Origin of the sequence: Acinetobacter sp. YH12106 (assembly GCF_013418995.1) — a bacterium.
In the GTDB taxonomy this organism is placed as follows: Bacteria; Pseudomonadota; Gammaproteobacteria; order Pseudomonadales; family Moraxellaceae; genus Acinetobacter; species Acinetobacter pseudolwoffii.
This window is the reverse complement of sequence record NZ_VPAV01000004.1, coordinates 131,312-155,017: the sequence shown is the minus strand read 5'-3', so window position 1 is coordinate 155,017 and position 23,706 is coordinate 131,312. Positions and strand designations below refer to the sequence as shown.

The window sequence follows — 23,706 nt, the reverse complement described above, 5'->3', positions numbered from 1 at the left end:
AAAGTTTTTTTTTGCAGTTATGCCATCAATAACAATATCGCGAAACTCAATAACCAACTGCTTTACTCGGTTATAACTCATTATAAATATTGAATATATTTTTATTTTTAAGATTTAATCTTCAATTTATATTGGGTACACTCAGGGTTAATTTAATTAAATCAGTATGTCTTATGAACATCAAAACTTTACGTCTGGTCGGTTTGTTTGAAGGGATTTCATTTCTGCTACTTTTATTTATCGCGATGCCCGTGAAATACATGATGGATAATCCGATCTTAGTGAAATATGTTGGTATGGGGCATGGCGTACTATTTGTGCTGTTTTTAGTGGTGTTATTTGCGGTCTGTGAAAAGCAAAAATGGTCGCTCAGCATGTTTTTGATGGGCCTGATCGCTTCAATTTTGCCATTTGGGCCATTTTTGTTTGATCTGAAATTAAAGAAACTAGAGCAGCCAGTCGCTGAGCTTCAATAGATATTAAAATCCTCTCTCCCTCTGAGAGAGAGTTAGAGAGAGGGTATAGCCTTACTTTATAAAAGGAGGAGCTTTAAAACTCCCCTCTCACCTTCCGCTCAGAAATAATCTGCTTTAAGCTCAGACGCGGCAAAGTAAACCACAATGCAATCAAAATAAAAGATGCGATGCAATAGGCCCAAATATCATAGGCTTCATAAGCCATTCGAACTGCTTCAATCACCACGAAAAAGCTAAGCATCAGGATAATCGAAACCGTAGCAGCCACCGTACCTTTGGACACTTCAGAAGACATCAGTGCAAAACGGTACAGCACCGAGAAACTTACGCCTTCACCAAGGCTGATACAGGTGGTGCCGATAATCAGGCAATGCACAAAATAATCTGGAATAAACAGACCGAGTATTAATAAGCCTGTACCAAACAGCATCAATGGCACACCCAAGAGTACAGTTTTCCCCAGCGGCATTTTGTCGATGATTTTTAGCAAAACCAGATTACCGATAATCAAGCCGCCCAAAACCGGAAACTGCGCCAGACCATATTGCACGCTGCTGAATCCAAACTGCTCGACCAGAATTACAGGCGATAAGGCAATCCATAACATCAACGGCAGGCTGACCAAAGGTAGTGCCGCGGTCATAATCACAAAGCGTTTATTTTTTAAAACCTGTTTAAAGTCATCCAGAATATAGCTAAACGGCTGCTTCGGAACACTGACTTTCAGGTTTGGCATTTTGGCTTTCAGGCCAAACCAGCTTAAAAATGACAGAAATGCAATGCCGATAAAGCCCCAATGCCAGGAAATATGATCAATCATAAAGGCACCCAGTACCGGCCCGAGCAATGGCGCCAGTAAAGAAACATTGGCCATGAGTGCCATGACTTTGATGGCATCGCGCTCTTCGAAGCTTTCCTGAATGGCGGCATAACCTACGGCGGTAATAAAGGACAGTCCAAAGCCTTGTAAGAAACGCAGGAATAAAAAGCTTTCGATATTGGGTGTTAGTAAAATTGCCAGACAGCTAATTGTGAAAAATGCCACGCCGCCCAAGAGTACGGTTTTACGTCCAAGACGATCGGACAATGGCCCCAAAATCGCTGCAACAAATGCCCCACCCAACAGGAAAAAGGACATGGAGGATGGCGCCCATGAACTGCTTACCCCAAAATCACGGGTAATCGATAGCATGGCTGGTTGGATCAGGTCATTACAGATATAGACGGAAAATTCAAACAGAACCAGTGCCAGCGGGAACATGAGTGTGGCACGGGTCAGTTTTTGGGTTTGGATGTTTTGCATGGGAGTTTTTATTGTCACCCTGCTCGTTTAAGCAGGCTAAACTTTGTCTAAAATAGAAAGAGGAAATTTTAGCAGAGTCCTGTTTTTAAGTCCGTTCTCTTTTTTAATGACCTACTCAAAACAAATCAATGGAGGATACATTATTCATCTATATTCTAATAATTTATAAAAATCAAATAGACTCTACTGAGTTCCACTCTTGAAACCATTTTTCTTTTCTAGGATTTTCAAAATGAAGAATTTGTTCTACTAAGTCTATAATTAGTTGATCAATATCTTTTGCTATCGAAGATCCTAACTTTATTTTTGAAATACTTCCACTTTTTAATGGGTCACTACAGTCTAATCTAGAGTAATGATAGTTAGCCCTATCCATGATAAATTTATCAATATAATTAACATATCCTTCTGTTGAAAAATGGTCTTGAGGAAAAAATTTTACTAAGCTCAGCCAACAGAATCTTAAAAACCAGATTAAGTCTTCATTACCTTTCATCATATTAAGAGCAATTTCGCTATCCCAATTGATATGACAGTTTAAATACACTTCTCTTTTCAAGTCAGGTAAAGAAAAAATAAAATTTTGATCTGCCTCTAATTCACTATCTTTCTCACGATACAATAATTTTTCTCGTAGGATTTTTTCTGATTTTCTTTTATCGTAATTGGTGTAAAACCTATTTAGATAGAATAATAAGAGTGAAGCTAAAAATCCTCCAATCACGCCAATTGTAGCGGCTGATATATTTGAGTCCATCAACTCCCCCCTCTTCCCAAAAGCAAAAAGCGCATCACTAAGATACGCTTTTAACCAAATTCTGACTAAAGATCAAACACTATTATGGGCAGGCTGCTTTCTGGAAGTTTCTGGTATTTGAACCACGTGCACACTGATATAACTTTTCAGCATTCTGCATTTTCCAGCTTTTCTGTTCTTTTTTGAAATGATAAATGGTCTGAACTGATTTGACCGAATCATCCAACAAACCTGTTTCAGTCACTTTCACCTGCCCAACGGTGGGTGACTCCACATTATTAAAAAACTGACGAATCTCGACTGTTGCCAGTTCATTACGTAAATCAGGCCTCATTTTAAGTACCTGATCCAAAGGTGTATCCGAAGAAGACTGCACTTTTGCAATCACCTGCTGGGTAGTGGTACAACCCGACATCATCATACCCAGACCTAAAGCTGTAACCGCCAATAACCGTAACATATCGTTTAACCCAGATTATCCTTATTATACAAATTTATCATGCCGCGCTTTTCAGCTTAACGCTATTTAGACTATGTAACCCCATTTACACAGCAATAAAAAAAGCGCAACTTGCGATGCGCTTTTGTAAACTTTTAAAATCCGATCAGATTAAAGATCAAATAATTTACCCGGGTTCATAATACCATTTGGATCGAACACTTGTTTCAGGGCTTTCATATATTCGATTTCTTCCGCAGAACGTGAATATTCAAGGTATGGCTTCTTGGTCATCCCTACGCCATGTTCGGCTGAAATTGAACCATCATATTTTTTCACGGTGTCAAAGACATACTTGTTTACTACCTGACATTTAGCGAAGAATTCATCCTTGCTTAAATCCGCTGGTTTTAAGATGTTCAAATGCAAGTTACCGTCACCAATATGACCGAACCAGCAAATTTCAAAGTCTGGGTAGTTCTCTGCAACAATTGCATCAATTTCTTTAATAAATGCAGGAACGTGCGTGATCAATACTGAAATATCATTTTTGTATGGAATAAACGGTGCGATTGACTCAGAGATGTCTTCGCGTAAACGCCATAAGCTTTCGACTTGGTCCAGACTTTGGCTCAGAACGCCGTCCAGTACCCAACCTTGTTCCATACAATGCTCAAAAATTTCCATCGCCTTGTCCATAATCGGCTCAAACGGCGCTTCAAACTCAAGCAAAACATAGAATGGACATTCAGTTTCAAATGGACGTTGTACATGACCATTGGCCAATACTTTTTGCATTGCCAGTTCACCAAAGAACTCAAATGCTGTTAAATCAATTTTCGCCTGGAAAGCATGCAATAACGGCATGATTGCATCAAAATCAGGTACACCCAGTACCATCACTTGCAGGTCTTGCGGTTGACGTTCAAGCTTGATTTCTGCTTCAGTCACCAGACCCAGCGTACCCTCACCACCGATGAACAAGTGTTGCAGCGCATAACCGGTGGCATTCTTGATCATGCCTTTGTTCAGACGCAATACATCACCTTTACCGGTCACCACCGTCAGGCCAAGTATCCAGTTACGGGTCATGCCGTATTTAATGACTTTAATACCACCGGCATTGGTGCCGATGTTCCCGCCAATCTGGCTTGAGCCCGCAGAAGCAAAGTCAACAGGATAATACATACCCTGATCGGAAGCATAGTTTTGCAACTGTTCAGTCACCACGCCTGCCTGCACGCGAACCATCCGGTCTGCCGGGAAGAATTCCAGAATCTGGTTCATCTTGTCCATGCTCACCACAATCTCGCCATTGGCTGCAACTGCACCTGCAGACAGACCCGTACGACCGCCTGATGGGGTGACTGCAACATTAAACTGGTTTGCCAATTTTACGATGTCTTGAACCTGTTCAGTCGTCGAAGGAAAAACGATGACCGATGGGTTTGGATCAAAGTGTTTCGTATGATCACGACCCCAATTCTGGAGGCTGTCCGTATCGGTTTTAATACGGTTTTCACCCAAAATTGCCGTCAATTGGGTCAATAACTCAGGGGTTAAAGCGACTGGAGCATTCATCGTTTGCAGACCTAGCATGATTTAAACAAGAGAGACTTCGCTGGTTTATTTGCATATTTTTTAGGCATAAAAGCCTGTATACAAATCAGGCGAAACATGATGATTAAAGCACCAAAAATGGGAGCTTAAACAGCATGGCGCAATATTATAAGCTATTTTTTGGGGTTTCCCGCGAAAAATGACAATTTTGATAATATACCTTTGAAAATACAGATTTAATTCAACCAGAATTATAAGCATTGATCATATATCTGCTCAAAATACCTGAGGTGACTGTCATCAAGGAAATGTATAACCGCCCTTTTCCTGTGCTATTATACCGCGACTAAATTTGGCCTTTGTAGCGGAGCCGTAATGAGCCAACATCTATCTCTACCTAAAGATAAAATCCGTTTTCTATTGTTAGAAGGCGTTCACCAGAACGCAATCGATACATTGAATGCAGCTGGATACACCAACATCGACTATCGTAAAACAGCGCTCGAAGGCGAAGCGTTGAAAGAAGCGATTAAAGATGCTCACTTCGTCGGTATTCGTTCCCGTACTCAACTGACTGAAGAAGTATTTGAAGCTGCGAACAAACTGATTGCAGTAGGTTGTTTCTGTATCGGGACCAACCAGGTGAACCTTGATGCTGCGATGCGTCGCGGTATTCCGGTATTTAACGCCCCTTACTCAAATACCCGTTCGGTTGCTGAACTGGTATTGGCAGAAACTATTCTTCTTCTGCGCCGTGTACCTGAAAAATCAACAGATACACATGCAGGTGGCTGGAACAAATCGGCTGTCGGTTCATTCGAAACACGTGGTAAAACTTTAGGTATCGTAGGTTACGGTTCAATCGGTTCACAACTTTCTGTACTGGCTGAAAGCCTAGGCATGAAAGTAACCTACTATGATGCAGTCACAAAACTACCTTTAGGTAATGCACGTCAAGTCGGCTCTATGGGCGAATTACTTGCCAATGCAGATGTGGTTACTCTACATGTTCCGGATCTGCCATCTACCCGTAATTTCTTTGGCAAAGAACAGTTTGCGCAAATGAAAGAAGGTGCAATCTTCCTGAACGCAGCACGTGGTACATGTGTTGTGATTGAAGATCTGGCAGATGCGATCAAGTCTGGTCACATTGCTGGTGCTGCAGTAGACGTATTCCCGAAAGAGCCGAAAGCCAATGGTGAAGAATTCGTTTCTCCACTGCGTAACCTTCCAAACGTGATCCTGACTCCGCACGTGGGTGGTTCGACCATGGAGGCACAAGCCAACATCGGTCTGGAAGTTGCTGAGAAATTCGTTGCTTATTCAGATAAAGGTATGACTTTATCTGCAGTGAACTTCCCAGAAATCGCACTGCCATTGACTGAAGGTAAACACCGTTTACTGCACATTCATAAAAACATGCCGGGCGTTCTTTCTAAGATCAACAACCTGTTTGCTGAACACGGTATTAACATCTCTGGCCAGTCTTTAATGACCAAAGGTGATGTCGGCTACCTAGTGATGGATGTAGACGCGACTGCATCTAAAGAAGCACTCGATACCCTACATGAAGTTGAAGGAACAATCCGCGTACGCGTACTGTTCTAATTTAACGATATGCAAAAACCACAGCTTTCGGGCTGTGGTTTTTTGTTTTTTAAGGTTTTTATTTTTCAGCCTTTACTGTTCTTCCGCTCTTCGAGAAATCGAAACCTATTAAGTTATGCTGAATTTTAAAATTGCACCTATTGTACAAGCGCCACTGATTCTCCTGATCGCGATGATCAGTATGCAAAGCAGTGGCTCCTTTGCCAAATATCTGTTCGGTCAGTTTCCCATTCTGACCGTTTCAGCCATGCGTCTGCTTTTGGGTGCTGTAATTTTGGCATTGATTTTTAAAATTTGGCAAATTCATTTCAGACAGATCAAGTGGCCGGCCATTCTCAGTTATGGTCTGGCCCTGGCAGGTATGAACCTGCTGTTTTATCTGTCTATTGATCGCTTGCCGCTGGGCATTGCGGTTGCTTTTGAATTCATTGGCCCTTTAAGTGTGGCGCTGTTTTATGCGCGGCAAAAATTTGATTTTGTCTGGGTCGGATTGGCGATTTTAGGCCTGATTCTGCTGTTTCCCTTTGATCAGGCTGCACAGCCACTTGATCCGGTCGGGATTCTATTTGCCCTAAGTGCGGGTGCCTGTTGGGCGCTATACATCGTCGCTGGGCAAAAGCCTTCCGGGGTTTCCGGCAACCATACCGTGTGCTTGGGCATGTTGGTCGGGATGCTGGTACTGATGCCAATTGCACTTTTTGCTGGCATTCCTGCGCATACCTTTGAACCCATCAGCCTGTTATATTTCATGGCTCTGGCTGTGCTGGCCAGCGCCCTGCCTTTTACCCTGGAAATGATTGCCCTGCGAAATTTAACCGCCTTGAGTTTTGGTACTTTGATGAGTCTGGAACCTGCAATCGCAGCACTCTCTGGTTTTATCTTCTTGGGTGAAACTTTATTGTGGACACAATGGCTGGCACTGACCACGATTATTAGTGCTTCAATTGGCTGTACGGTGACCAGTCAAAGACGAAAACATTGAATAAAAATAAAGGCGCTTAAGCGCCTTTATTTAAAATACCTTTATTAGAATCATTTTAACGTGGTGTTGCGTCTTTAATCGCCGTATTTAATACAGTGGCTGCTGTCACACTATAGCCATCACATGCAAAAGCAAGCTGATCATAAGTGTATTCTGTCCATTTGATCATTAAAGGACTGGCATCATTTTCCTTTAATTTGTCTAAAGCCACTTTTCGTGATTGGGCAACATAATCGTTGTGATCAATATGTTCTCCATGTTCCGAGAACGCACTGTTATAAATTCCTCCTTGATATTCGATCGCACCAAAATATTTGTAATATTGCATAGCAGCATCTTTATATTCTGCCTTTTTATATTTCAAGCCAGCCATGGTGCCATCTCGAATAGTTTTTGCCAGCTCCTGGACAGACGTTTGTGCCTGCCAATCAGCCAGCGTGCGATAGTCAGTTTTTGTTTCCGGATCAAATTCAATATATTCTTCTTCCGGATGTTCAGCCTGAAGACGGAAACATTTAGATCCATTCGGGAATGTGCGCGCCTTCTGCAAATCAATAAAATTGGCTGCAAACTCATTATAATATTTACGGTCAGCGGCTGTCGTATTATCACTATTAAATAACACTCTGGTTGCAGCATCCTCATACATTTTCACCACAGCAATATTGGTACGTTCAGTTAATGCTTTTCCTGACAGGTCGTACCACTCTATATGCCGTCAGTAATTTTATTTTTATGACTGGCCAATAGAAGTTTTTTCGACTCCATGTCTGCTGCATCAGCATTCGGCAAGTTGAACTGATAGTTGTAGAATTCCGACACTGTGTCTGATGCTCCATCACCCGGGGTTCCAGGATTGTTCGGATTACCAGGATTGGTCGGAGCCGGTTGGCTAGGGACTGGTGTATTATTATCCGAATTATCAGAGCTACCACATGCTGCAAGCATACAGCCCAAAATGGCGCAAGAAAGTATTCGTAATTTCATTATTATCTACCTTATTATTTTCATTGTTATTTTAATGCTGCCCCGAATTGGGATCTAAGATATTTTAATAAATATAAAAATAAGATCAAATTAAAAATTGATTAATTTGTAACCACACCTGAGGTAAGTTTAATTTTGAATTTAAAACTTCACATATTTGATTGAGCTAAAATGTAAATTGATTATCTCCAAACTTAAGTTGCATTCACAAAATATTGCTCTGGCCTACTCAGCAAAAATCAACCAGTTTGCTATAATTTCATTTCTTTCTATTTCTCATTTTCACCCGCTCTGGGTAGAAGCTGCTTCCATGCCAAACGCCCAACTTCTTGCCGTATTCTTCATGGTCTTGTCCATGACTTCGTACCAGATCAGTGCATCTTTTGCCAAACAGCTGTTTAGTGTACTGGATCCGATTACTGTCACCATTTTAAGACTCTGTTTTGCTGCAATCATTGTCTGCGTCATGTTCCGCTCTTGGAAAATAATTTCACGTTTGCCTTTTTTAAAATGGCGGGATTTACTCTGCTATAGTGCGGCTTTAGGGGTCATGAATATTTTATTCTATCTGTCACTTGGTCGTTTACCGCAGGGCATTGCGGTAGGTCTGGAGTTTATTGGCCCTTTGGGCCTGGCTCTACTGTCGATTAAACACCGTAGTGATTATATCTGGGTATTGATGGCCATTTTGGGCATCGCGCTGATGGTGCCATGGGGACAGGCCAATAGCAGTAATTTTGACCTGTTGGGCGCAGCTTGTGCCTTGGGGGCAGGTTTCTGCTGGGCGCTGTATATTTTCTTTGGCCAACGTGTGGTTCAGCAGAATATCGGCATGCATGCACTGACCATTGCCATCAGTATTTCAGCATTGTGTCTGCTGCCGATCGGTCTCTACAACAACGCGCCCGCATTGATTGATACACAACATTGGGGCAAGGCCATTGTGATTGCAATTCTGGCCACCGCGATTCCTTATGCCCTCGATTTAAAAGCCTTACAGCATTTAAACAAAATGAGCTATGGCACCCTGTCCAGCCTCTCTCCGGCTTTAGCAGCTTTGACCGGTTTTCTGTTATTGGGTGAGAAAATCACGGTACTGCAAGCGGTCGCTCTGGTGTGTATTATGCTGGCCTCTGTCGGTGTGACAGTAGGTGCCGCGCGTCAAGGAGCTGCAGAACGGAATGCATAAAGCTTGGTTGGAATCAGGACAACTGACTCAAGGTTTTCATTCATTCTTGTGCTTGCTTCCTTTGGGAGAAATACCTCGGAGAAATGAATCCGGATAAAAAAGACGGCTGTATCGCCATCTTTTTTATTTATTTGATTTGAAGTTAAAATTTAGCTTTGTACCAGCATATCTTTTTTCATGTCTTTATAACGTTGATATTCAGTCTTGTACTGCGCTGCTAAAGCGGTCTTTTGCTCTTCACCGAGAATTTTTCCTGCTTGCTGGAAGAAACCATGTTCCTCTTCTTTTAAGTGGTGATGCACTTTTTCGGAAAGCTTTTTGGCAATTGCAATCCAGCCCGGATTACTCAATTCTGTTGCAGTCAGCTCTTCAATCATCTCGTCCATTTCATGATGTTCGGCCAAGGCATGCCGAGTAATATTCAAGCCCGAATCAGTCATCATCAGGGGGATATAGAAATAACGGTCTTCAGCCGCTTCATGGGCAAATAATTCATTCTTGAGTTGTTTGAACAGCTCACGACGTTCTGCTGTATCCCCTGAAGTTTGTAGTAATTTTTCTGCAAGATCACGCTGAATTTCATGACTTTCTCTTAATGCTTCAAAAATGGTGGTCATCTAATTTTTCTCCTGTTTTCGCCCTGCCTTTTTACATCATAGAAAGAAAATGGCATGGGTTCAGGAGGTTTTATAAGTACAAATTGTATAAAAAACTTTAATATTGAGAATGGTTTACATCTATTCTTATATAAAAAACATCTGATAGGCCATCCGGCAAATCAGTAAACTGACCAGAATCAGGAATAAAATCCGGATAAAGCCACTGCCATATTTAAAGGCTAATTTGACACCCAGCAAGGAACCACAGATATTGGCCACCGCCATCATCGCCCCGACCATAAATAGCACATTGCCGCTGGGAATAAAGAAAGTTAACGCTGCCAGATTGGTGGTGAAATTGGCAATTTTAGATAAAGCTGAAGCATGTAAAAAATCGACACTTAAATAACGAATGAAAAAGAAAATAAAGAAACTGCCCGTGCCCGGCCCGAAAATTCCGTCATAAAATCCGATGGCCAGACTGCCCAAAACTGCCAATGCCAACATTTTCTTGGTGAGCTTTTGCTGAACATGCACCTGACCAAACTGCTTTTTCATCACGGTATAAATCGCGATGACAATCAGCATGATCAATACAAAAGGTTTGAGGATTTCGACCGGAATCAAGGTGACACTGGCCGCACCCATAAACGAGCTGATGAAACTGCAAGCTGCAATCACGCCCAAGAGCAACCACGGCAGTTTTACCTGACGCAAATAGGAAAATGCCGCAGAGCCAGTACCAAAAATCGAGGCCAGTTTGTTGGTACCAAATACGGTAGCCGGCTGTAAATGCGGCAGACTGCCCATAATTGCCGGAATCTGGATCAGACCACCACCGCCTACGGCAGCATCAATTGCCCCTGCAAAAAATGCAAAGACAATCAGACTGATGATGATCTCAATATCCATATTTCAGACCTTGCTTAGAGGTTTAAGACGCGTTTTGGCACCAGGCGTTTTTTATCACTAATTTCCGCCAGGCCTAAACATTTTTCACCATCAAAAACCAAGACCTGTTCAGCTGCATCGTGCTCGATATTACTTTCCATGCCACGGCTAAAATATTCTGCCCGCCCTTCTGGCACTTGGACTTGCGGGAAATGTTGCACCGGCGCATAAGCCGGCAATAACAACCTATCACGCTCGTCTTCACTCAGGCTTTCCAGATATTCAATGGTATAACTCGGGATCAAATCAAAATGACCGGTTTTAATGCGGTGTAAATAGGTCAGATGGCCGTAAGTACCCAAGGCTTTGGCAATATCTTCACCGAGTACCCGGATATAAGTCCCTTTAGAGCAGGTAATATCCAGCGTGATGCTATTTTCAGTAAAGGATAAAAACTCAATGGCCAGAATGCTAATCGGGCGCGCTTCACGTTCAATCTCGATGCCCTTACGTGCCAGTTCGTATAAAGGACGGCCTTCTTTTTTCAGCGCCGAATACATCGGTGGCACTTGCTGGATATCACCGATAAACTGTGTCAAGATTTCTTGAATCAACGCTTCCGAAAGTTCAGGAACCGCTTTTTCTAATAAGACTTCGCCTTCGACATCGCCGGTGGTGGTGCTATGTCCAAGAAAGACCGTCGTTTGATAACGCTTGACTGAATCTAATAAATAATGCGAAAACTTGGTCGCCTCACCTAAACATATCGGCAACAAGCCGGATGCCAGAGGATCCAGTGCCCCGGTATGGCCTGCTTTTTGCGCACGATACAACCAGCGAACTTTTTGCAATGCAGCATTGGAACTAATGCCCAAGGGTTTATTCAAAAGGAAGACACCACTAAGATGACGACGCTGAATTTTAGGAGATGATGCTTTCATGGCAAAAAATCAGACATTTTATAAATTGGCGCCATGGTAAAACCCTGTGCGATGATTTACAACTTTTCTATGGTATCTGATGATTTTTATGGCATATTGAGCCGAATCAAAACTCTAAAAATAATGAAACCGAAAAAACAGGTGCATAGGATATGCAGAAATACAAGATATGGATCATTCTGGCTCTGGTGGTGCTGTGCTTTATCACCCTGATGCTCTGGTTATCTCCTCAGAATGAATCACAGACAGAGACTATTGGCCAATCATCTCTTAGTGAACGCCGCGGCGAACCTGCCGCATTAAGTATGACCAACCCTGCCAATGCAGCATTTTCCAGTGCCAGCCAGCAAGATACCGAAATCAATTGCCAGATGCAGCTGGATGCGAGTAACCGTCTGACTGTCAATGAACAGACTCGAAACTGTTTTGAATATTTTATTACCCAGTTTGGTGAAAAAAATCTGGCGCAGATTCAACAGGATTTTAAAACTTACATTCGCCAGAATCATAAAGAACCCGCTCTCTCACAAATTCTGGATTTATGGGATCGCTATATTCAGTATCGTCAAGGTTTAGGCCAACTGACTGCACCGACAGGCCTCGATCAGGAAGATCCGGCCTATTACCGCAGCATCTATAGCAGCACCCAGAATTTGCGTAAACAATATTTTTCTAATTATGAAATTGAAGGTTTATTTGGTACCGAAGACACCTATCATGAATATACGCTTGACCGTATGGCCGTGCTGGCAGACAACAGCTTAAGCGAGTCTGAAAAAGCCCAGAAGCTCAAAAATCTGTTTGAACAATTACCACAAGACTGGCAGGAAAATCTGGAACAACTGAATAAACTCGAAGATTTACGCAAACTCAGCGCAGACATTAAAGCGCGTGGTGGCTCAAATGTAGAGATTCGTCAAATGCGATTAAACCTGGTCGGCCCTGAAGCCACGCAACGTCTGGAGCAACTGGATGGCGAACGTGCTAGCTGGAAATCCAGTGTCACGACGTATCTCAATGAACGGGATAGCATCATGCAAAGTGGCATGAGTGACAGCGCCAAACAGCAAGCCGTCGAGAAGCTGCGCCAGCAACGTTTTCAACAGCCGAATGACCAGCTGCGGGTCGAAACCTTTGAACAGATTCATGATCAAGGCGGCAAGTTGCCCTTTGCGAATTAAGCCTAAAAGCCATCACCTGTTGATGGCTTTTTTTATGATCCTCATATCGAAAGCTTTATACCTTCATATCTCCCGCCCTAACTTTGTTTCTAAATATTTCTTGTTTACACAAAATAACCGTAATGAGTGTTTTGTATTTCAACAACTTAAAATTTAAATACAGCCGTAAATAAAACATATTCTTACAATGTAAATCTCTTCTCTCTGTCGTGTCCTAAAATGACATGGTTTTAGCGCGTTGAAGTGAAAAAATACCGCTACTCAAAAGAAAAATTGCTCAGCCATAGAAGGCCAAAACTGTATGGTCCAAAGTCTGCTTTTGTGGCTTATAACACTCTAGAAAAGCAATGATTGCTTTAATAACGATAAAATTAAAAAGGGATGCTTATGCGTACTTTCAGCAAGACAGCACAGTTACTGACTGTGACTTTAGCAACAACTCTGGGATTAAGCTTTTCTGCACAGGCCCATGCTGCGGCAAGTGCGACACAGGTCACTGAAAAGGCCAGATCTGATTATGCCAAAACCAAATATCCTATTCTGATGGTACATGGCTGGCTAGGCTGGTCACGCATTGGCACCGACAGCATCGGGCTGGATTACTGGTATCAGATTCTACCGGATATGGCACGCAATGGTTCTACCGTCTTTGCTGCACAGTTGTCTCCGGCAAATAAGACAGCACATCGCGGTGAACAGCTGATCAGCCAGGTTGAAGATGTAATAGCAATCACCGGCAAACACAAAGTCAACCTGATTGGTCACTCTCATGGCGGGCCAACCGTGCTCTATGTCGCTGCCACTAAACCAGAATATCTGGCATCGATTACAGGCGTTGCTGGTACCTATCATGGTTCTAAAGTTGCTGACGATATTCAAAGCAATAGTTTAAGCCGCACCGCGTTTAATATTTTAGGTGACTATATTGTGGGACCTTTAATTGCACTCGCTCAGCTTAAACCTGAATTAGAAATCGATTTTGATGCATCGATGAAATCATTAACCCAAACAGAATCAAAAAACTTTAATGCAACTGTTGCAAAAGAAGCAGTCAAAGACGGCGTTTTAGCAGCAACTGAGAACTGTAATAAAAACCTCAAACCTAAAGATTCTAAAGGTATTTATTACTATTCATGGACAGGTGTGGCACAAGCCACCAATGCCTTAGACATTGATACGATTTTAATGCAACTGGGCCCACTGTCTTATGGCAATAAAAACAATGATGGTATGGTCGCACGTTGTAGTGCTTATATGGGCAAAGTGATTAATGACAATTACAAACTCAACCATACCGATCTTGCCAACATGATGTTTGGCTTGAAAGGTCTATTCGCCCCAGATCCGGTGACTTTATACCGTCAGCATGCCAATCGCTTAAAGCTGCAAGGTTTGTAAGCTGCTCGCCTTTATCGGGATTGATAAAGGCTTTGCTATATAAGCGGTCATCATTTCCCCGGATGAAGCAGAGATAGAATAATGAAAATAATAAGCCTGGTATTCAGTCTATTTATTGGATTCAGTTGTTCCTTGGCTTATGCCAAGCAGAGTCCATTGATTGAATATACACCCAAATTCGCTATATCCAGCTACGCCAAAACCCATTATCCGCTCATCTTTGTCCATGGCTTCGGTCTGGGCTTTAACCGCATTGGAACCGATAACATCGGTTTAGATTATTGGTATCAGATCCCGCAAGATTTAGCCCGTCATGGTGCGCGTGTATTTTCCACGGAATTATCTGCGGTTGCATCCAATGAACTACGTGGTGAACAGCTGTTACTACAAATTGACGAAGTTCTTGCACTGACGGGTAAAGCTAAAGTCAATCTGATTGGACATAGTCAAGGTGGACCAACCATTCAATATATTGAAGCTGTTGCACCTGCCAAAGTGGCTTCACTGACCGCAATTGCAGGTGCGATGAGAGGCACACCTGTTTTTGTCAATGCCAGCCAGACACCTTTACTAGAACCGCTGATTCATGCCATTGGAACAATTCTGGGCTACAGTATGAATCTGGTAACAGCAAATCAATATCCCGTAAATATCACAGCCGCCTTAAGTGCCATGCATCCTGAAGACATTCGAGCCTTCAATATAAAATACGGTTCTGCTGCGATTCCTGAAGACTGTCAGACCCAAGGCATGAAGATCACAGCCAATGGCATTCATCATTACTCTTGGATGGGCAACCGGCAAGCCACCAATCCTCTGGATATCATTGAATCGACTATTGTCAGTTTAGGCGGGACTTTCTTGAAAGGTGAAGCCAATGATGGCGCTCTACCTTTATGTAGTGGACGTTATGGTCAGATCATTCGTCAAGACTATGCCCACAATCATTTCGATGAAGTGAACCAGTTCTTCGGCATTTTAGGGCCTTTTGCCCAAGACCCGATTGCACTCTATCGCCAACATGCCAACCGGCTCAAACTGCAAGGCTTATAAATCATTCAATGTTATCCATCAATCATAATTTTTAAATACAGCAACTTAAAACCTAACTCGCCCGTTTCGGGTGGGTCATTTGACAAAGCAGGATAAGAATCATCCTGTCAAAACAACAAAAATGAGGAAAATATATGAAATACGGCTTATTCATCACCAGTCTGCTGCTGGCTGGCACATGTGTCACGGCTCAGGCATCCACTCAAGCCAGTCAGGTCACAGCGAAAGCCAGCTCACACTATGCCAAGACCCAATATCCCATCGTGTTTGCACACGGGATGGCAGGCTTTATCCGGGTCGGAACAGATCAGTTTGGTCTGGATTACTGGTATCAGATTTTACCGGATCTGGCCCGCAATGGTGGCAATGTCTGGGCAACCCGAGTATCGCCGTTTAACTCATCAGAAATTCGCGGTGAACAACTCTTAGAACAAGTGAAGGAAATTCGGGCGATTACAGGCGCATCTAAAGTCAATCTGATTGGTCATTCTCATGGTGGTCCCACGATTCGTTATGTCGCTGGTGTAGCACCTCAACTGGTTGCCTCTCTGACTACGGTCGGTGCGCCGCATAAAGGCTCACCAGTTGCAGATCTGATTCTTCAGGCAGAAGATACGCCACTACAAGGCCCTTTGGTCGGTGGGATTAATCTGGTGTCTAAAGCCATCACCTGGGCCCAAGGACTGGATCCAAACAGCTTCCCGCATGATTCTCTTGCAGGTGGTCGCAGTCTGACACTGGCAGGATCGGCACAATTTAATCAGAAATATCCGCTGGGAATGTCAAGCACGACCTGTGGCGAAGGTGCCTATAAACAGAATAATATTTATAACTATTCATTTACCGGCACCGGCACAGTCACCAATATTCTCGATCCTGACTCTGCTTTGAAAGTCACCAGCCTGCTGATTGATGGTGGCAAGGACAATGATGGTCTGGTCTCTCGCTGTAGTGCCAAATTTGGTAAAACCATTCGTGATAACTACAACTGGAATCACTTAGATGAAGTCAATATGGTCTTGGGCCTGAAAAGCATCTTTGCCCCTGACCCGGTCGATGTGTATCGCCAACATGCCAATCGATTGAAACTGCAAGGCTTATAGTTCTTATATCAATATTAGGATATAAAAAATGCGCCCAAAGGCGCATTTTTAAACTCGAGATAAAACTTAACTTGAGCCTAAACTTAAGAAGCTTTAACTTTACGAGCTGGTAATTTTTCACGGATACGTGCAGCTTTACCAGACAATTCGCGTAGGTAGTAAAGTTTAGCGCGACGAACATCACCACGACGTTTCACTTCAACTTTAGCTACGATTGGAGAGTGAGTTTGGAATACACGCTCAACACCAACACCGCTAGAAATTTTACGTACTGTGAACGCAGAGTTCAAACCACGGTTTTTCTTCGCAATTACAACACCTTCAAAAGCCTGAAGACGCTCACGGTCGCCCTCTTTAACTTTTACAGAAACAATCACTGTATCACCTGGTGCGAAAGCAGGGATGTCTTGTTTCAATTGTGCATTTTCAATTACTTGAACTAAAGGATGCTTACCGCTCATGGGGTATCTCCAATAATGCGAGTCAGAAGAGGTCTGATCATCGCGGGGGCTAGAGGCTAAAGCGCATAGACCCGATTATCTTTCCCTTTAAAGTTGACCATCTCAACTTTAAAGAGCCTATTAAAGAATACTTAAACTCAATTTAAGTACCGTTTTCGAAGACAGCACCAATTTCTCAGCAATGTCTTACAAATCTTTCAGCCATTTTTTTTGCTGCTTGGTCAATTCTACTTGTTCGACCAGTTCAGGTCGACGTTCAAGTGTTCGCTGATAACGCTGCAAAAACCGCCATTTTTCAATGTTTGCATGATGACCTGATTTAAGTACCTCAGGCACATCCAAACCTTCAAACTGGTCAGGCTTGGTATATTGTGGGCAGTCTAACAGACCATCCACAAAGGAGTCTTGCACATGGGATTGTTCATCAGACATCGCCCCCGGAAGCCTCCGGATAATACTGTCTAATAAAACCATCGCTGGCAGTTCACCACCCGACAAAACATAATCACCAATTGACCATTCCTGATCAACATATTGCTGGATCAAACGTTCATCGACCCCCTCATAACGCCCACACAGTACAATCAATCCGTCATATTGAACGAAGTCTTGTACTGCAGTTTCGTTTAAGGTTTTTCCTTGCGGTGACATATACACCACAGGAACCTGAACTGCGCCTGCTTCATTTGCAAGCTCTTTGGCACGGTGGATTGCTTGTGCCAAAGGCTCCGCCATCATCACCATACCCGGACCACCACCGAATGGACGTTCATCCACCCGTTTGTAGTTGCCCGTCGCAAAATCGCGAGGATTAATGCAATGAATTTGCATCAAATCACGTTTTGCTGCGCGCCCGCTAATACCGTAGGCTGTAATCGCTTCAAACATTTCAGGAAAAAGCGTAATGACTGCAAAAAACATCGCAGACTCCCTTATTTCCAAAAAGTGTTAGTAGTCTACGCCCCAATTGACGTAAATACGACCAGCTTCAAGATCAACGCGTTGTACCACATCTTTATGCCATGGAATCATGCGCTCTTCGCCATCGATACTGTCGGCAGTTGCGCGAACCACCATCACATCATTGGCACCTGTTTCAAACAGTTCAAAAATTTGACCGAGATTAATTTCTTGATCCTCATCATTCAGACCTAACACTGTTAGACCCTTTAAATCAGACCAATAATATTCATCTACACCCGCTTGAGGTAGTTGCGATTTAGCAATCCAGACATTGGTGCCAACCAGTTGGTCTGCCCCAGTGCGATCACTCACACCTTTAAGCGAAACAACCAGGCCTTTACCATGTGGTTTCCAACGTTTTACATCGACAATTTGCCAACCTGCTTTGGTCTCAATGTACCAAGGCAGATAGTCAAATATGTTGCTCATGGGTTCTGTATTGGAATAGACCCAGAGCCACCCATTTAATCCATATGCTGAACGTAGCTGTCCAATCTGAATACGATCTTCGGGAACATTCTGTGTTGGTGTCATGGGCAATCTACTACCATATTAAACAGCAGCTGCAGCTTTTTTAGCTTGAGCAGCTAAAGAAGCAACGCGATCTGAAGGTTGAGCACCTTGAGAAACCCAGTGAGCAAAACGGTCAGCATCTAAACGAAGTTTTTCTGCTTTACCTTGAGCTGTCGGGTTGAAGAAACCGATACGTTCGATGAAACGACCGTCACGTGCATTACGGCTATCAGTTACAACGATTTGATAGAACGGACGTTTTTTAGCACCACCGCGAGTAAGACGAATAACAACCATGATAGAACCTTATAGTTTTTACGGATTATCCCTGCACCGACCATCGATACAGCTCAAACCCCTTTCATAGAGGGCAATATTTTACGTGATATTTGCCCTGAATGAAAGATCATTTTTTGTTTATCCACAGTTTTGAATTTGGATTATTTGCCGTCCCAGTTAGAAGTGGCAGAAGGAGTACATGAGGAACCTTTTGTCCAGCACTTTTGATTATTATGATTCAACACTACTTCTCCATTCCCCACTTGTGCTCCTTCAGGTGTTGCCGTTAAGGTCCAAGTACCAGCAGAGACATTTGAAATTTCTAACTCATATAACTTTTTTGCTGAATTTGGATAATCTGGTGAAATTCCCAAATCCGATAACGTTAAGGGTTGCCCAGCTTTTAAATAGGTTGAATTCAACATTTTATAACGCTGCAACACTGAAGCGACTCTCGCCAATTCTGTTTGCACATCAATCCGGTTGGATTTGATTACATACTGTGTATAAGCTGGATAGGCTATTGCAGCTAAAATACCAATAATTGCCACAACAATAAGCAACTCAATTAAAGTAAAACCATTTTTATTTTTTACCATGATTGACTTCCACTCGGTCCTGTTTCATCCCATGGCTCACATTTAAAATCAACATCACTTGCTAAATGCGACTTACATTTTAAGCCATTACTTCCCATTAAGAAGTAATAATCCTTGGGATCACCTGGGGGTGTGACTTTAATATACCAACCTCGCCCCTGCACGCCCGAAGTCAAAGTTTTTGAAGTGTCATCAATATCATAGATATCTAAACTATATCCATCAGGCATTTGCACAGAGTTGGCAGCAAAATTTCGGTAGTTAAAATTTCGAGCACGATAATTTTCAAGTTGTTCTGCAACTTTAAGAATTTCTTGCTGCACTTTACTTTCGGTACTTTTCCGCACATAACTTTGGTAACTTGGTAAAGCGATTGCAGCAATAATCGCAAGGATTACCACCACAACCATAAGCTCAATCAGAGTGAATCCATTTTCTTTATTCATTGAATCCCCCTAATTAACGTTCGTACCAACGTTGTGAAATGAACTTCGTTTTACCTTGATACGACTTTAATGGCTTATCTGTCGGCAAGTTAAGTACTAATCCACGTTTTTTGTCAATACCACCAAAACTAATACCAATATTTCCTCGACCTAATTCAATATCATCCGGACGGTTTTCTGAAACATTATTACCTGACGCATCTTTTTTCAGACACTGACCAAATGGAAGACAATATTGTTGCGCAATACTTTTTCCTCGCACGCCACCCACACAATCGACATCAGATATATCAACAGTTGAATCAAAAACGCTAATATACAAATCATTATCGATAGCAACGTTATCATTCAAAATACGATTTTTTGAAGGTAACGTGTAATACCATCCACCATTTGATAGTGACACGCCAGTATTACCATTTGCATTTGCAACCAGTTGTTTACCAGCTTGCCCTGATGGTGACACATCGATTGTGCTTAATTCACTATCTTTTAAAACAGATAAGTTCCGTTTGGTCACATCTTTATCATAAACAACATATAAAGCATCATTCTGATTTTCGGCAGACATAGGGTAACTTAAATTACCCGACCCAATAGTCAAAACACCAAAATAACCATTAACAGAGTTGTGAATTGTAAATGTTGGAGTTGAATAAAAACGTGGAACTTTAGTGGCTGCTGACATATCTAAAATACGTACTGCTCGATTAGCAAAATTCTCTGTGTCACCTGCCTTACTAGAAGCATTCAAATCAACACGCCATACTTGACCGCCTAAATCTCCAAAATATAAATGATCTGCTAAACCATCGTTATTACGATCAATCGCTTTAATTTGACTAACAACACTACGTTTCATGTTTTCTGCATAGGTTGCATTATTCTGTGTTGAATTTGATCCAACATTCGCACTAGACCACCAAAGTAATGAACCGTCATCAGCATCAAACATATACACGCCTGCGCCTTTATCAATACTTGATGATGGGCTGTAATTAATACTACTTTCATAAGCCACATTGTCATAACCACCACCAACAAGCATGACAAGTTTACGCTCACCCTGCCAATTTACCCAAGTTAATGTTGGTTTAGACCAACTTTGCCCCATGTATCGTATTGCAGAATTAGTTGAATTTGCAGGATCAATTTTAAACTTTAATTTAGGTGTGCCACCGCTCGATGTAACATCTGATAAATCAAGAGCGTAATAACTGCTTCCTCCCATTCTTAAGCCACCATACAACCACTGTTTACCGCCTTTTACAGTAACTTCTGGCGCATAGGCAGTACTCGTACTTTTTGTGACATATTCTGTATAAGCCGTCCATTGACCATCTATGCCGTAATTTAAAATACCACCTTGCTGAGTTTGATTTAAGAATCCTTGTGATTGGTTTTCAACCATCTCATTTGGCATAAAGGTAAACACTTCTTTACCAGCATCAGAATCACTTCTGGTTTTCCCTGCACGGACAATATGTAGTAGACCCTGCGTAGTGCCAAAAACAATTAGGTCATCACGATCTGTATAGGTTAAATCACCAGTTTCATCATTGTAAGCTGTCGTACCCGACTGAGTAATTAGCACTGGTTTTGAATGCATAACCGCACCCATTTGGCGTAAGGTTGCATTACTTTGAGTTAAATAATTTGAAAAGTTGGTTTGCGTTGCTGTACTAGTATCAGTTTCCAACGTTTTTGCCATCGTAGCACCAACATCGTAACCAAATAACGCTGCGATATAGCCACGTTGTGGATCTTTAGAAAAATTATTGGAAGCATTTAACGTTTTTAAATCAGTCGTCTTCACTTGAACTAAATTAGAATCGTCAGAAATAGTCGAACCCACACCTTGAGCATCAATTTTGCGGTCAGTAAAAATTTTTCGCTCTTTACTATCCACCACACCCAATTTAAATTGACTCAGTGCGCCGCCAACCCGAACTTCAATATCTTCCTCAATATCTGCCGTACCCACTCTTTTAATTTTAGTAATGGTTTTTTTAATTGAATTATCTGACCAGAAATCATTCGGGTCATCAACACTAATTTGCGTTGTAGAGTCAATAATATTTTTACCATCACGATCTAACAAAACACTATTTTTTACTTCGTATTTTTTTAGGTTACCAATCCAAGTATTTACTTTCGAATCTGGTTGTGGATCAAACTGCGGGAAATAACCCCATGGTTGAATATTTTGCGTGTCTAAGTTATCTACAGGAATTGTGACGGAACCGGTAGTCACTGGTGGAATGTATTTTTGAAGTTTTTTTAGAAATGCCATCACACTAGTGACAATATCTTGATCATTATTACCCAAGTAACTTCCACCTAAACCAAGCTCTCCCCACTTATCTGCATCTTTCTCATCAGAAGTTGCTTTATTACTGAAATCGCTACCAAATCCCACTACAGCTGTTTTAATTGTCACTCCTGCTGGATTTGAATTTGGATCAAGCAATGCATTTGTATATGCCCCTATACAATCCCACCCATTAGGTTTAGACATATTAGAACCACTACTATATCCAGATGAATATTTTCCCAAAGTGCTTTCATTGTTACAAGAAAAACTAGCCCCTTTTGCACCTAAAGATTTCTTCATAAAATCTTCAAGTACGCTTCGTTTATATTGATCTCGAACATTATTACCATTGGAGTTATAATAAGTCGGAGCACCATCAGTTAAAAAATAAATACCTTGCGTATTACACTGCTTTGAAGAATCAATTGTATATTCTCTTGTGTTTGTTTTTGAATTAATGGCTGATGGGCGAATGTAATTTGTTGGATCACTTATATTAGTCACACTTGCAGAGAAACCTGAAGCAGACCCTGCAGTTAATACTCCTGATGTTGTTTGCCCCATCAAATAAGCAGCCACTTCAGCATAGGCATATCCTGTTGGAGTACCACCATTAGCATTTAACGCATTTACAGCCCGTATCATTTTCTTTCGGTGCGTTTCTTTTGCAGAGGTACTATAGTACGTTGTTGTAACGGTATATGTACCCATACCTGTTTGAGTATATGTTCTAGTACTTGTAATTTGTGCAGATCTAGATTGTGTCCGTGTACAATTTGTACTTGAGCAATTTGCACTCCCCGAAGTTATACTTCCAAACTCTGGAGATCCAGCAATTGGTGTTGATTTAGCTGAGTCAGTGACCCCCCCCACACCGACAGCAGAGTTTTCCGAATTTGAAGTTAAATTACTAAAATCAGCAACTGTTTTTACTGAGCTTTCCCAAGATGTACAATTATAACTCGATTCATTCCATGAAATACATTCTTTAGGATTAATGACACCACTTGTAGCATTAGCTGTACCAATAAGTGTCCAGTCTGGAGAATTTGTTACCCCCCAACTTCCTCCACTACTACTATTTATTGTAGTCGGTGTCCATCCATCATTCACCCCCGTTGGCGACCAATTACTGGGATTACACCAACTACTACCCAAAAACCCACAGTCTCTTACTCTTGTACCGGACTGTGTGCGAGATTGATTTGTTGCAGTCCATTTTCTCGATTCTGTAATTGTTCTAGTAGCTGGACGAGAGAATGTTTGCTGAGTCTGAAATACTGGTCTATTTCCCAATAAAGTTGTCTCTTCTCCTAAAGGACGTGCTTCCAACTTGATACGTCCAAATGGCCCATTCCGGTCAGGTGAACTAAACTCAGAGAGCCCTGTGACAAGTCTATCTGGTAGAGGCTCTATTCCATTCGCCACATCACCTTGAAGCAATTTAATCATGCCTCGCTTTAAATTACCAATACGATCTTCATCACCCATACTTCCCGACACATCCATCATAAACATCAATGTGGTTTGTGAGGTTTGAGGCCCTTTGTACAACTCAATATCGCTTGCATAACTTGGAAGCGCCGAACAAATGAGCGATGTTATCATTGCAGATTGGATAGCGATAACCAGTTTTTTATATTTCATATTCATTTCAATCACCC

The 23,706-nt window shown here is 42.1% G+C and carries 24 protein-coding genes; 8 read left to right on the top strand and 16 right to left on the bottom strand.

Annotation, left to right across the window (positions count from 1 at the left end; genetic code table 11):
• Window positions 1-173 precede the first annotated feature (173 nt).
• Window positions 174-476, top strand: a complete 303-nt coding sequence (locus tag FTU45_RS05940) for a DUF3817 domain-containing protein (RefSeq protein WP_005094233.1) — start codon at window positions 174-176, stop codon at window positions 474-476.
• A 73-nt stretch (window positions 477-549) separates the two neighbouring features.
• On the opposite strand, the gene FTU45_RS05935 is transcribed toward FTU45_RS05940, so the two are convergent.
• From FTU45_RS05935 to FTU45_RS05920, 4 genes are all read right to left on the bottom strand, one after another.
• A complete protein-coding gene (locus FTU45_RS05935; RefSeq protein ID WP_005168783.1) occupies window positions 550-1,779 on the bottom strand; it encodes an MFS transporter in 1,230 nt (409 codons plus the stop codon).
• A 172-nt stretch (window positions 1,780-1,951) separates the two neighbouring features.
• On the bottom strand, window positions 1,952-2,536 hold the full coding sequence (locus FTU45_RS05930; RefSeq protein ID WP_180076116.1) for a hypothetical protein: 585 nt from the start codon (window positions 2,534-2,536) through the stop codon (window positions 1,952-1,954).
• A gap of 82 nt (window positions 2,537-2,618) precedes the next feature.
• The gene (locus FTU45_RS05925) at window positions 2,619-2,996 is read right to left on the bottom strand and encodes a hypothetical protein (RefSeq protein WP_005094245.1); all 378 of its coding nucleotides are present in this window, start codon (window positions 2,994-2,996) and stop codon (window positions 2,619-2,621) included.
• A 150-nt stretch (window positions 2,997-3,146) separates the two neighbouring features.
• Complete coding sequence (locus tag FTU45_RS05920; protein ID WP_179999178.1) at window positions 3,147-4,556, bottom strand: FAD-binding oxidoreductase; 1,410 nt, start codon at window positions 4,554-4,556, stop codon at window positions 3,147-3,149.
• Window positions 4,557-4,910: 354 nt separating this feature from the next.
• Between FTU45_RS05920 and serA the strand changes: the two genes are divergently transcribed.
• Window positions 4,911-6,143: a phosphoglycerate dehydrogenase gene (gene serA / locus FTU45_RS05915; protein WP_005094251.1), complete on the top strand. Its 1,233-nt coding sequence runs from the start codon at window positions 4,911-4,913 to the stop codon at window positions 6,141-6,143.
• 115 nt (window positions 6,144-6,258) lie between these two features.
• Window positions 6,259-7,125: an EamA family transporter gene (locus tag FTU45_RS05910; protein WP_005168793.1), complete on the top strand. Its 867-nt coding sequence runs from the start codon at window positions 6,259-6,261 to the stop codon at window positions 7,123-7,125.
• A 55-nt stretch (window positions 7,126-7,180) separates the two neighbouring features.
• Here FTU45_RS05910 and FTU45_RS05905 read toward each other — a convergent pair whose 3' ends face one another.
• Both FTU45_RS05905 and FTU45_RS05900 read right to left on the bottom strand, forming a co-directional pair.
• On the bottom strand, window positions 7,181-7,750 hold the full coding sequence (locus FTU45_RS05905) for a hypothetical protein (protein ID WP_180076115.1): 570 nt from the start codon (window positions 7,748-7,750) through the stop codon (window positions 7,181-7,183).
• 83 nt (window positions 7,751-7,833) lie between these two features.
• On the bottom strand, window positions 7,834-8,112 hold the full coding sequence (locus FTU45_RS05900; protein ID WP_180001101.1) for a hypothetical protein: 279 nt from the start codon (window positions 8,110-8,112) through the stop codon (window positions 7,834-7,836).
• Between the two features lie 310 nt (window positions 8,113-8,422).
• Here FTU45_RS05900 and FTU45_RS05895 point away from each other — a divergent pair, with 310 nt between their 5' ends.
• Window positions 8,423-9,301 (top strand): DMT family transporter, encoded by an 879-nt coding sequence (locus FTU45_RS05895; protein WP_180076114.1) that lies wholly within the window; start codon window positions 8,423-8,425, stop codon window positions 9,299-9,301.
• Between the two features lie 149 nt (window positions 9,302-9,450).
• Here the strand turns inward: FTU45_RS05895 and FTU45_RS05890 are convergent, their stop codons facing one another.
• The 3 genes from FTU45_RS05890 to truB all read right to left on the bottom strand — a co-directional run bounded on the left by FTU45_RS05890 (window position 9,451) and on the right by truB (window position 11,732).
• Entirely contained in the window at window positions 9,451-9,918 is a 468-nt protein-coding gene (locus tag FTU45_RS05890) for a hemerythrin domain-containing protein (protein ID WP_074383606.1), read from the bottom strand.
• Window positions 9,919-10,044: 126 nt separating this feature from the next.
• Window positions 10,045-10,812 carry a TSUP family transporter gene (locus FTU45_RS05885; protein ID WP_074383607.1) on the bottom strand — a complete coding sequence of 256 codons (768 nt, stop codon included), beginning with the start codon at window positions 10,810-10,812 and terminating at the stop codon, window positions 10,045-10,047.
• Window positions 10,813-10,826: 14 nt separating this feature from the next.
• Window positions 10,827-11,732 (bottom strand): tRNA pseudouridine(55) synthase TruB, encoded by a 906-nt coding sequence (gene truB, locus FTU45_RS05880; RefSeq protein ID WP_180076113.1) that lies wholly within the window; start codon window positions 11,730-11,732, stop codon window positions 10,827-10,829.
• A 152-nt stretch (window positions 11,733-11,884) separates the two neighbouring features.
• Between truB and FTU45_RS05875 the strand changes: the two genes are divergently transcribed.
• From FTU45_RS05875 to FTU45_RS05860, 4 genes are all read left to right on the top strand, one after another.
• Window positions 11,885-12,913 carry a lipase secretion chaperone gene (locus tag FTU45_RS05875; protein WP_180076112.1) on the top strand — a complete coding sequence of 343 codons (1,029 nt, stop codon included), beginning with the start codon at window positions 11,885-11,887 and terminating at the stop codon, window positions 12,911-12,913.
• Window positions 12,914-13,300: 387 nt separating this feature from the next.
• The gene (locus tag FTU45_RS05870; protein WP_005094261.1) at window positions 13,301-14,311 is read left to right on the top strand and encodes a triacylglycerol lipase; all 1,011 of its coding nucleotides are present in this window, start codon (window positions 13,301-13,303) and stop codon (window positions 14,309-14,311) included.
• A gap of 81 nt (window positions 14,312-14,392) precedes the next feature.
• A complete protein-coding gene (locus tag FTU45_RS05865) occupies window positions 14,393-15,364 on the top strand; it encodes a triacylglycerol lipase (RefSeq protein WP_180076111.1) in 972 nt (323 codons plus the stop codon).
• 134 nt (window positions 15,365-15,498) lie between these two features.
• Entirely contained in the window at window positions 15,499-16,467 is a 969-nt protein-coding gene (locus FTU45_RS05860) for a triacylglycerol lipase (RefSeq protein ID WP_180076110.1), read from the top strand.
• A gap of 83 nt (window positions 16,468-16,550) precedes the next feature.
• Here FTU45_RS05860 and rplS read toward each other — a convergent pair whose 3' ends face one another.
• The 7 genes from rplS to FTU45_RS05825 form a co-directional block, all read right to left on the bottom strand.
• The gene (rplS, locus tag FTU45_RS05855) at window positions 16,551-16,928 is read right to left on the bottom strand and encodes a 50S ribosomal protein L19 (RefSeq protein ID WP_005094271.1); all 378 of its coding nucleotides are present in this window, start codon (window positions 16,926-16,928) and stop codon (window positions 16,551-16,553) included.
• 186 nt (window positions 16,929-17,114) lie between these two features.
• On the bottom strand, window positions 17,115-17,849 hold the full coding sequence (trmD, locus tag FTU45_RS05850; protein ID WP_004644986.1) for a tRNA (guanosine(37)-N1)-methyltransferase TrmD: 735 nt from the start codon (window positions 17,847-17,849) through the stop codon (window positions 17,115-17,117).
• Between the two features lie 27 nt (window positions 17,850-17,876).
• Window positions 17,877-18,425, bottom strand: a complete 549-nt coding sequence (gene rimM / locus FTU45_RS05845; protein ID WP_074383613.1) for a ribosome maturation factor RimM — start codon at window positions 18,423-18,425, stop codon at window positions 17,877-17,879.
• An 18-nt stretch (window positions 18,426-18,443) separates the two neighbouring features.
• Window positions 18,444-18,701 carry a 30S ribosomal protein S16 gene (rpsP, locus tag FTU45_RS05840; RefSeq protein ID WP_180076109.1) on the bottom strand — a complete coding sequence of 86 codons (258 nt, stop codon included), beginning with the start codon at window positions 18,699-18,701 and terminating at the stop codon, window positions 18,444-18,446.
• A gap of 143 nt (window positions 18,702-18,844) precedes the next feature.
• On the bottom strand, window positions 18,845-19,282 hold the full coding sequence (locus tag FTU45_RS05835) for a type IV pilin protein (RefSeq protein ID WP_180076108.1): 438 nt from the start codon (window positions 19,280-19,282) through the stop codon (window positions 18,845-18,847).
• Complete coding sequence (locus FTU45_RS05830; RefSeq protein ID WP_179994089.1) at window positions 19,276-19,728, bottom strand: type IV pilin protein; 453 nt, start codon at window positions 19,726-19,728, stop codon at window positions 19,276-19,278. Before FTU45_RS05830 ends, FTU45_RS05835 begins: the two co-directional genes overlap by 7 nt.
• Before the next feature lie 13 nt (window positions 19,729-19,741).
• Entirely contained in the window at window positions 19,742-23,695 is a 3,954-nt protein-coding gene (locus FTU45_RS05825) for a pilus assembly protein (RefSeq protein ID WP_180076107.1), read from the bottom strand.
• Between the last annotated feature and the right edge of the window lie 11 nt (window positions 23,696-23,706).

Coding starts and splice junctions, on each gene's coding strand:
- FTU45_RS05940 (WP_005094233.1), top strand. CDS start 174: ATGAACATCAAAACTTTACGTCTGGTCGGTTTGTTTGAAGGGATTTCA.
- FTU45_RS05935 (WP_005168783.1), bottom strand. CDS start 1,779: ATGCAAAACATCCAAACCCAAAAACTGACCCGTGCCACACTCATGTTC.
- FTU45_RS05930 (WP_180076116.1), bottom strand. CDS start 2,536: ATGGACTCAAATATATCAGCCGCTACAATTGGCGTGATTGGAGGATTT.
- FTU45_RS05925 (WP_005094245.1), bottom strand. CDS start 2,996: ATGTTACGGTTATTGGCGGTTACAGCTTTAGGTCTGGGTATGATGATG.
- FTU45_RS05920 (WP_179999178.1), bottom strand. CDS start 4,556: ATGAATGCTCCAGTCGCTTTAACCCCTGAGTTATTGACCCAATTGACG.
- serA (WP_005094251.1), top strand. CDS start 4,911: ATGAGCCAACATCTATCTCTACCTAAAGATAAAATCCGTTTTCTATTG.
- FTU45_RS05910 (WP_005168793.1), top strand. CDS start 6,259: ATGCTGAATTTTAAAATTGCACCTATTGTACAAGCGCCACTGATTCTC.
- FTU45_RS05900 (WP_180001101.1), bottom strand. CDS start 8,112: ATGAAATTACGAATACTTTCTTGCGCCATTTTGGGCTGTATGCTTGCA.
- FTU45_RS05895 (WP_180076114.1), top strand. CDS start 8,423: ATGCCAAACGCCCAACTTCTTGCCGTATTCTTCATGGTCTTGTCCATG.
- FTU45_RS05890 (WP_074383606.1), bottom strand. CDS start 9,918: ATGACCACCATTTTTGAAGCATTAAGAGAAAGTCATGAAATTCAGCGT.
- FTU45_RS05885 (WP_074383607.1), bottom strand. CDS start 10,812: ATGGATATTGAGATCATCATCAGTCTGATTGTCTTTGCATTTTTTGCA.
- truB (WP_180076113.1), bottom strand. CDS start 11,732: ATGAAAGCATCATCTCCTAAAATTCAGCGTCGTCATCTTAGTGGTGTC.
- FTU45_RS05875 (WP_180076112.1), top strand. CDS start 11,885: ATGCAGAAATACAAGATATGGATCATTCTGGCTCTGGTGGTGCTGTGC.
- FTU45_RS05870 (WP_005094261.1), top strand. CDS start 13,301: ATGCGTACTTTCAGCAAGACAGCACAGTTACTGACTGTGACTTTAGCA.
- FTU45_RS05865 (WP_180076111.1), top strand. CDS start 14,393: ATGAAAATAATAAGCCTGGTATTCAGTCTATTTATTGGATTCAGTTGT.
- FTU45_RS05860 (WP_180076110.1), top strand. CDS start 15,499: ATGAAATACGGCTTATTCATCACCAGTCTGCTGCTGGCTGGCACATGT.
- rplS (WP_005094271.1), bottom strand. CDS start 16,928: ATGAGCGGTAAGCATCCTTTAGTTCAAGTAATTGAAAATGCACAATTG.
- trmD (WP_004644986.1), bottom strand. CDS start 17,849: ATGTTTTTTGCAGTCATTACGCTTTTTCCTGAAATGTTTGAAGCGATT.
- rimM (WP_074383613.1), bottom strand. CDS start 18,425: ATGACACCAACACAGAATGTTCCCGAAGATCGTATTCAGATTGGACAG.
- rpsP (WP_180076109.1), bottom strand. CDS start 18,701: ATGGTTGTTATTCGTCTTACTCGCGGTGGTGCTAAAAAACGTCCGTTC.
- FTU45_RS05835 (WP_180076108.1), bottom strand. CDS start 19,282: ATGGTAAAAAATAAAAATGGTTTTACTTTAATTGAGTTGCTTATTGTT.
- FTU45_RS05830 (WP_179994089.1), bottom strand. CDS start 19,728: ATGAATAAAGAAAATGGATTCACTCTGATTGAGCTTATGGTTGTGGTG.
- FTU45_RS05825 (WP_180076107.1), bottom strand. CDS start 23,695: ATGAATATGAAATATAAAAAACTGGTTATCGCTATCCAATCTGCAATG.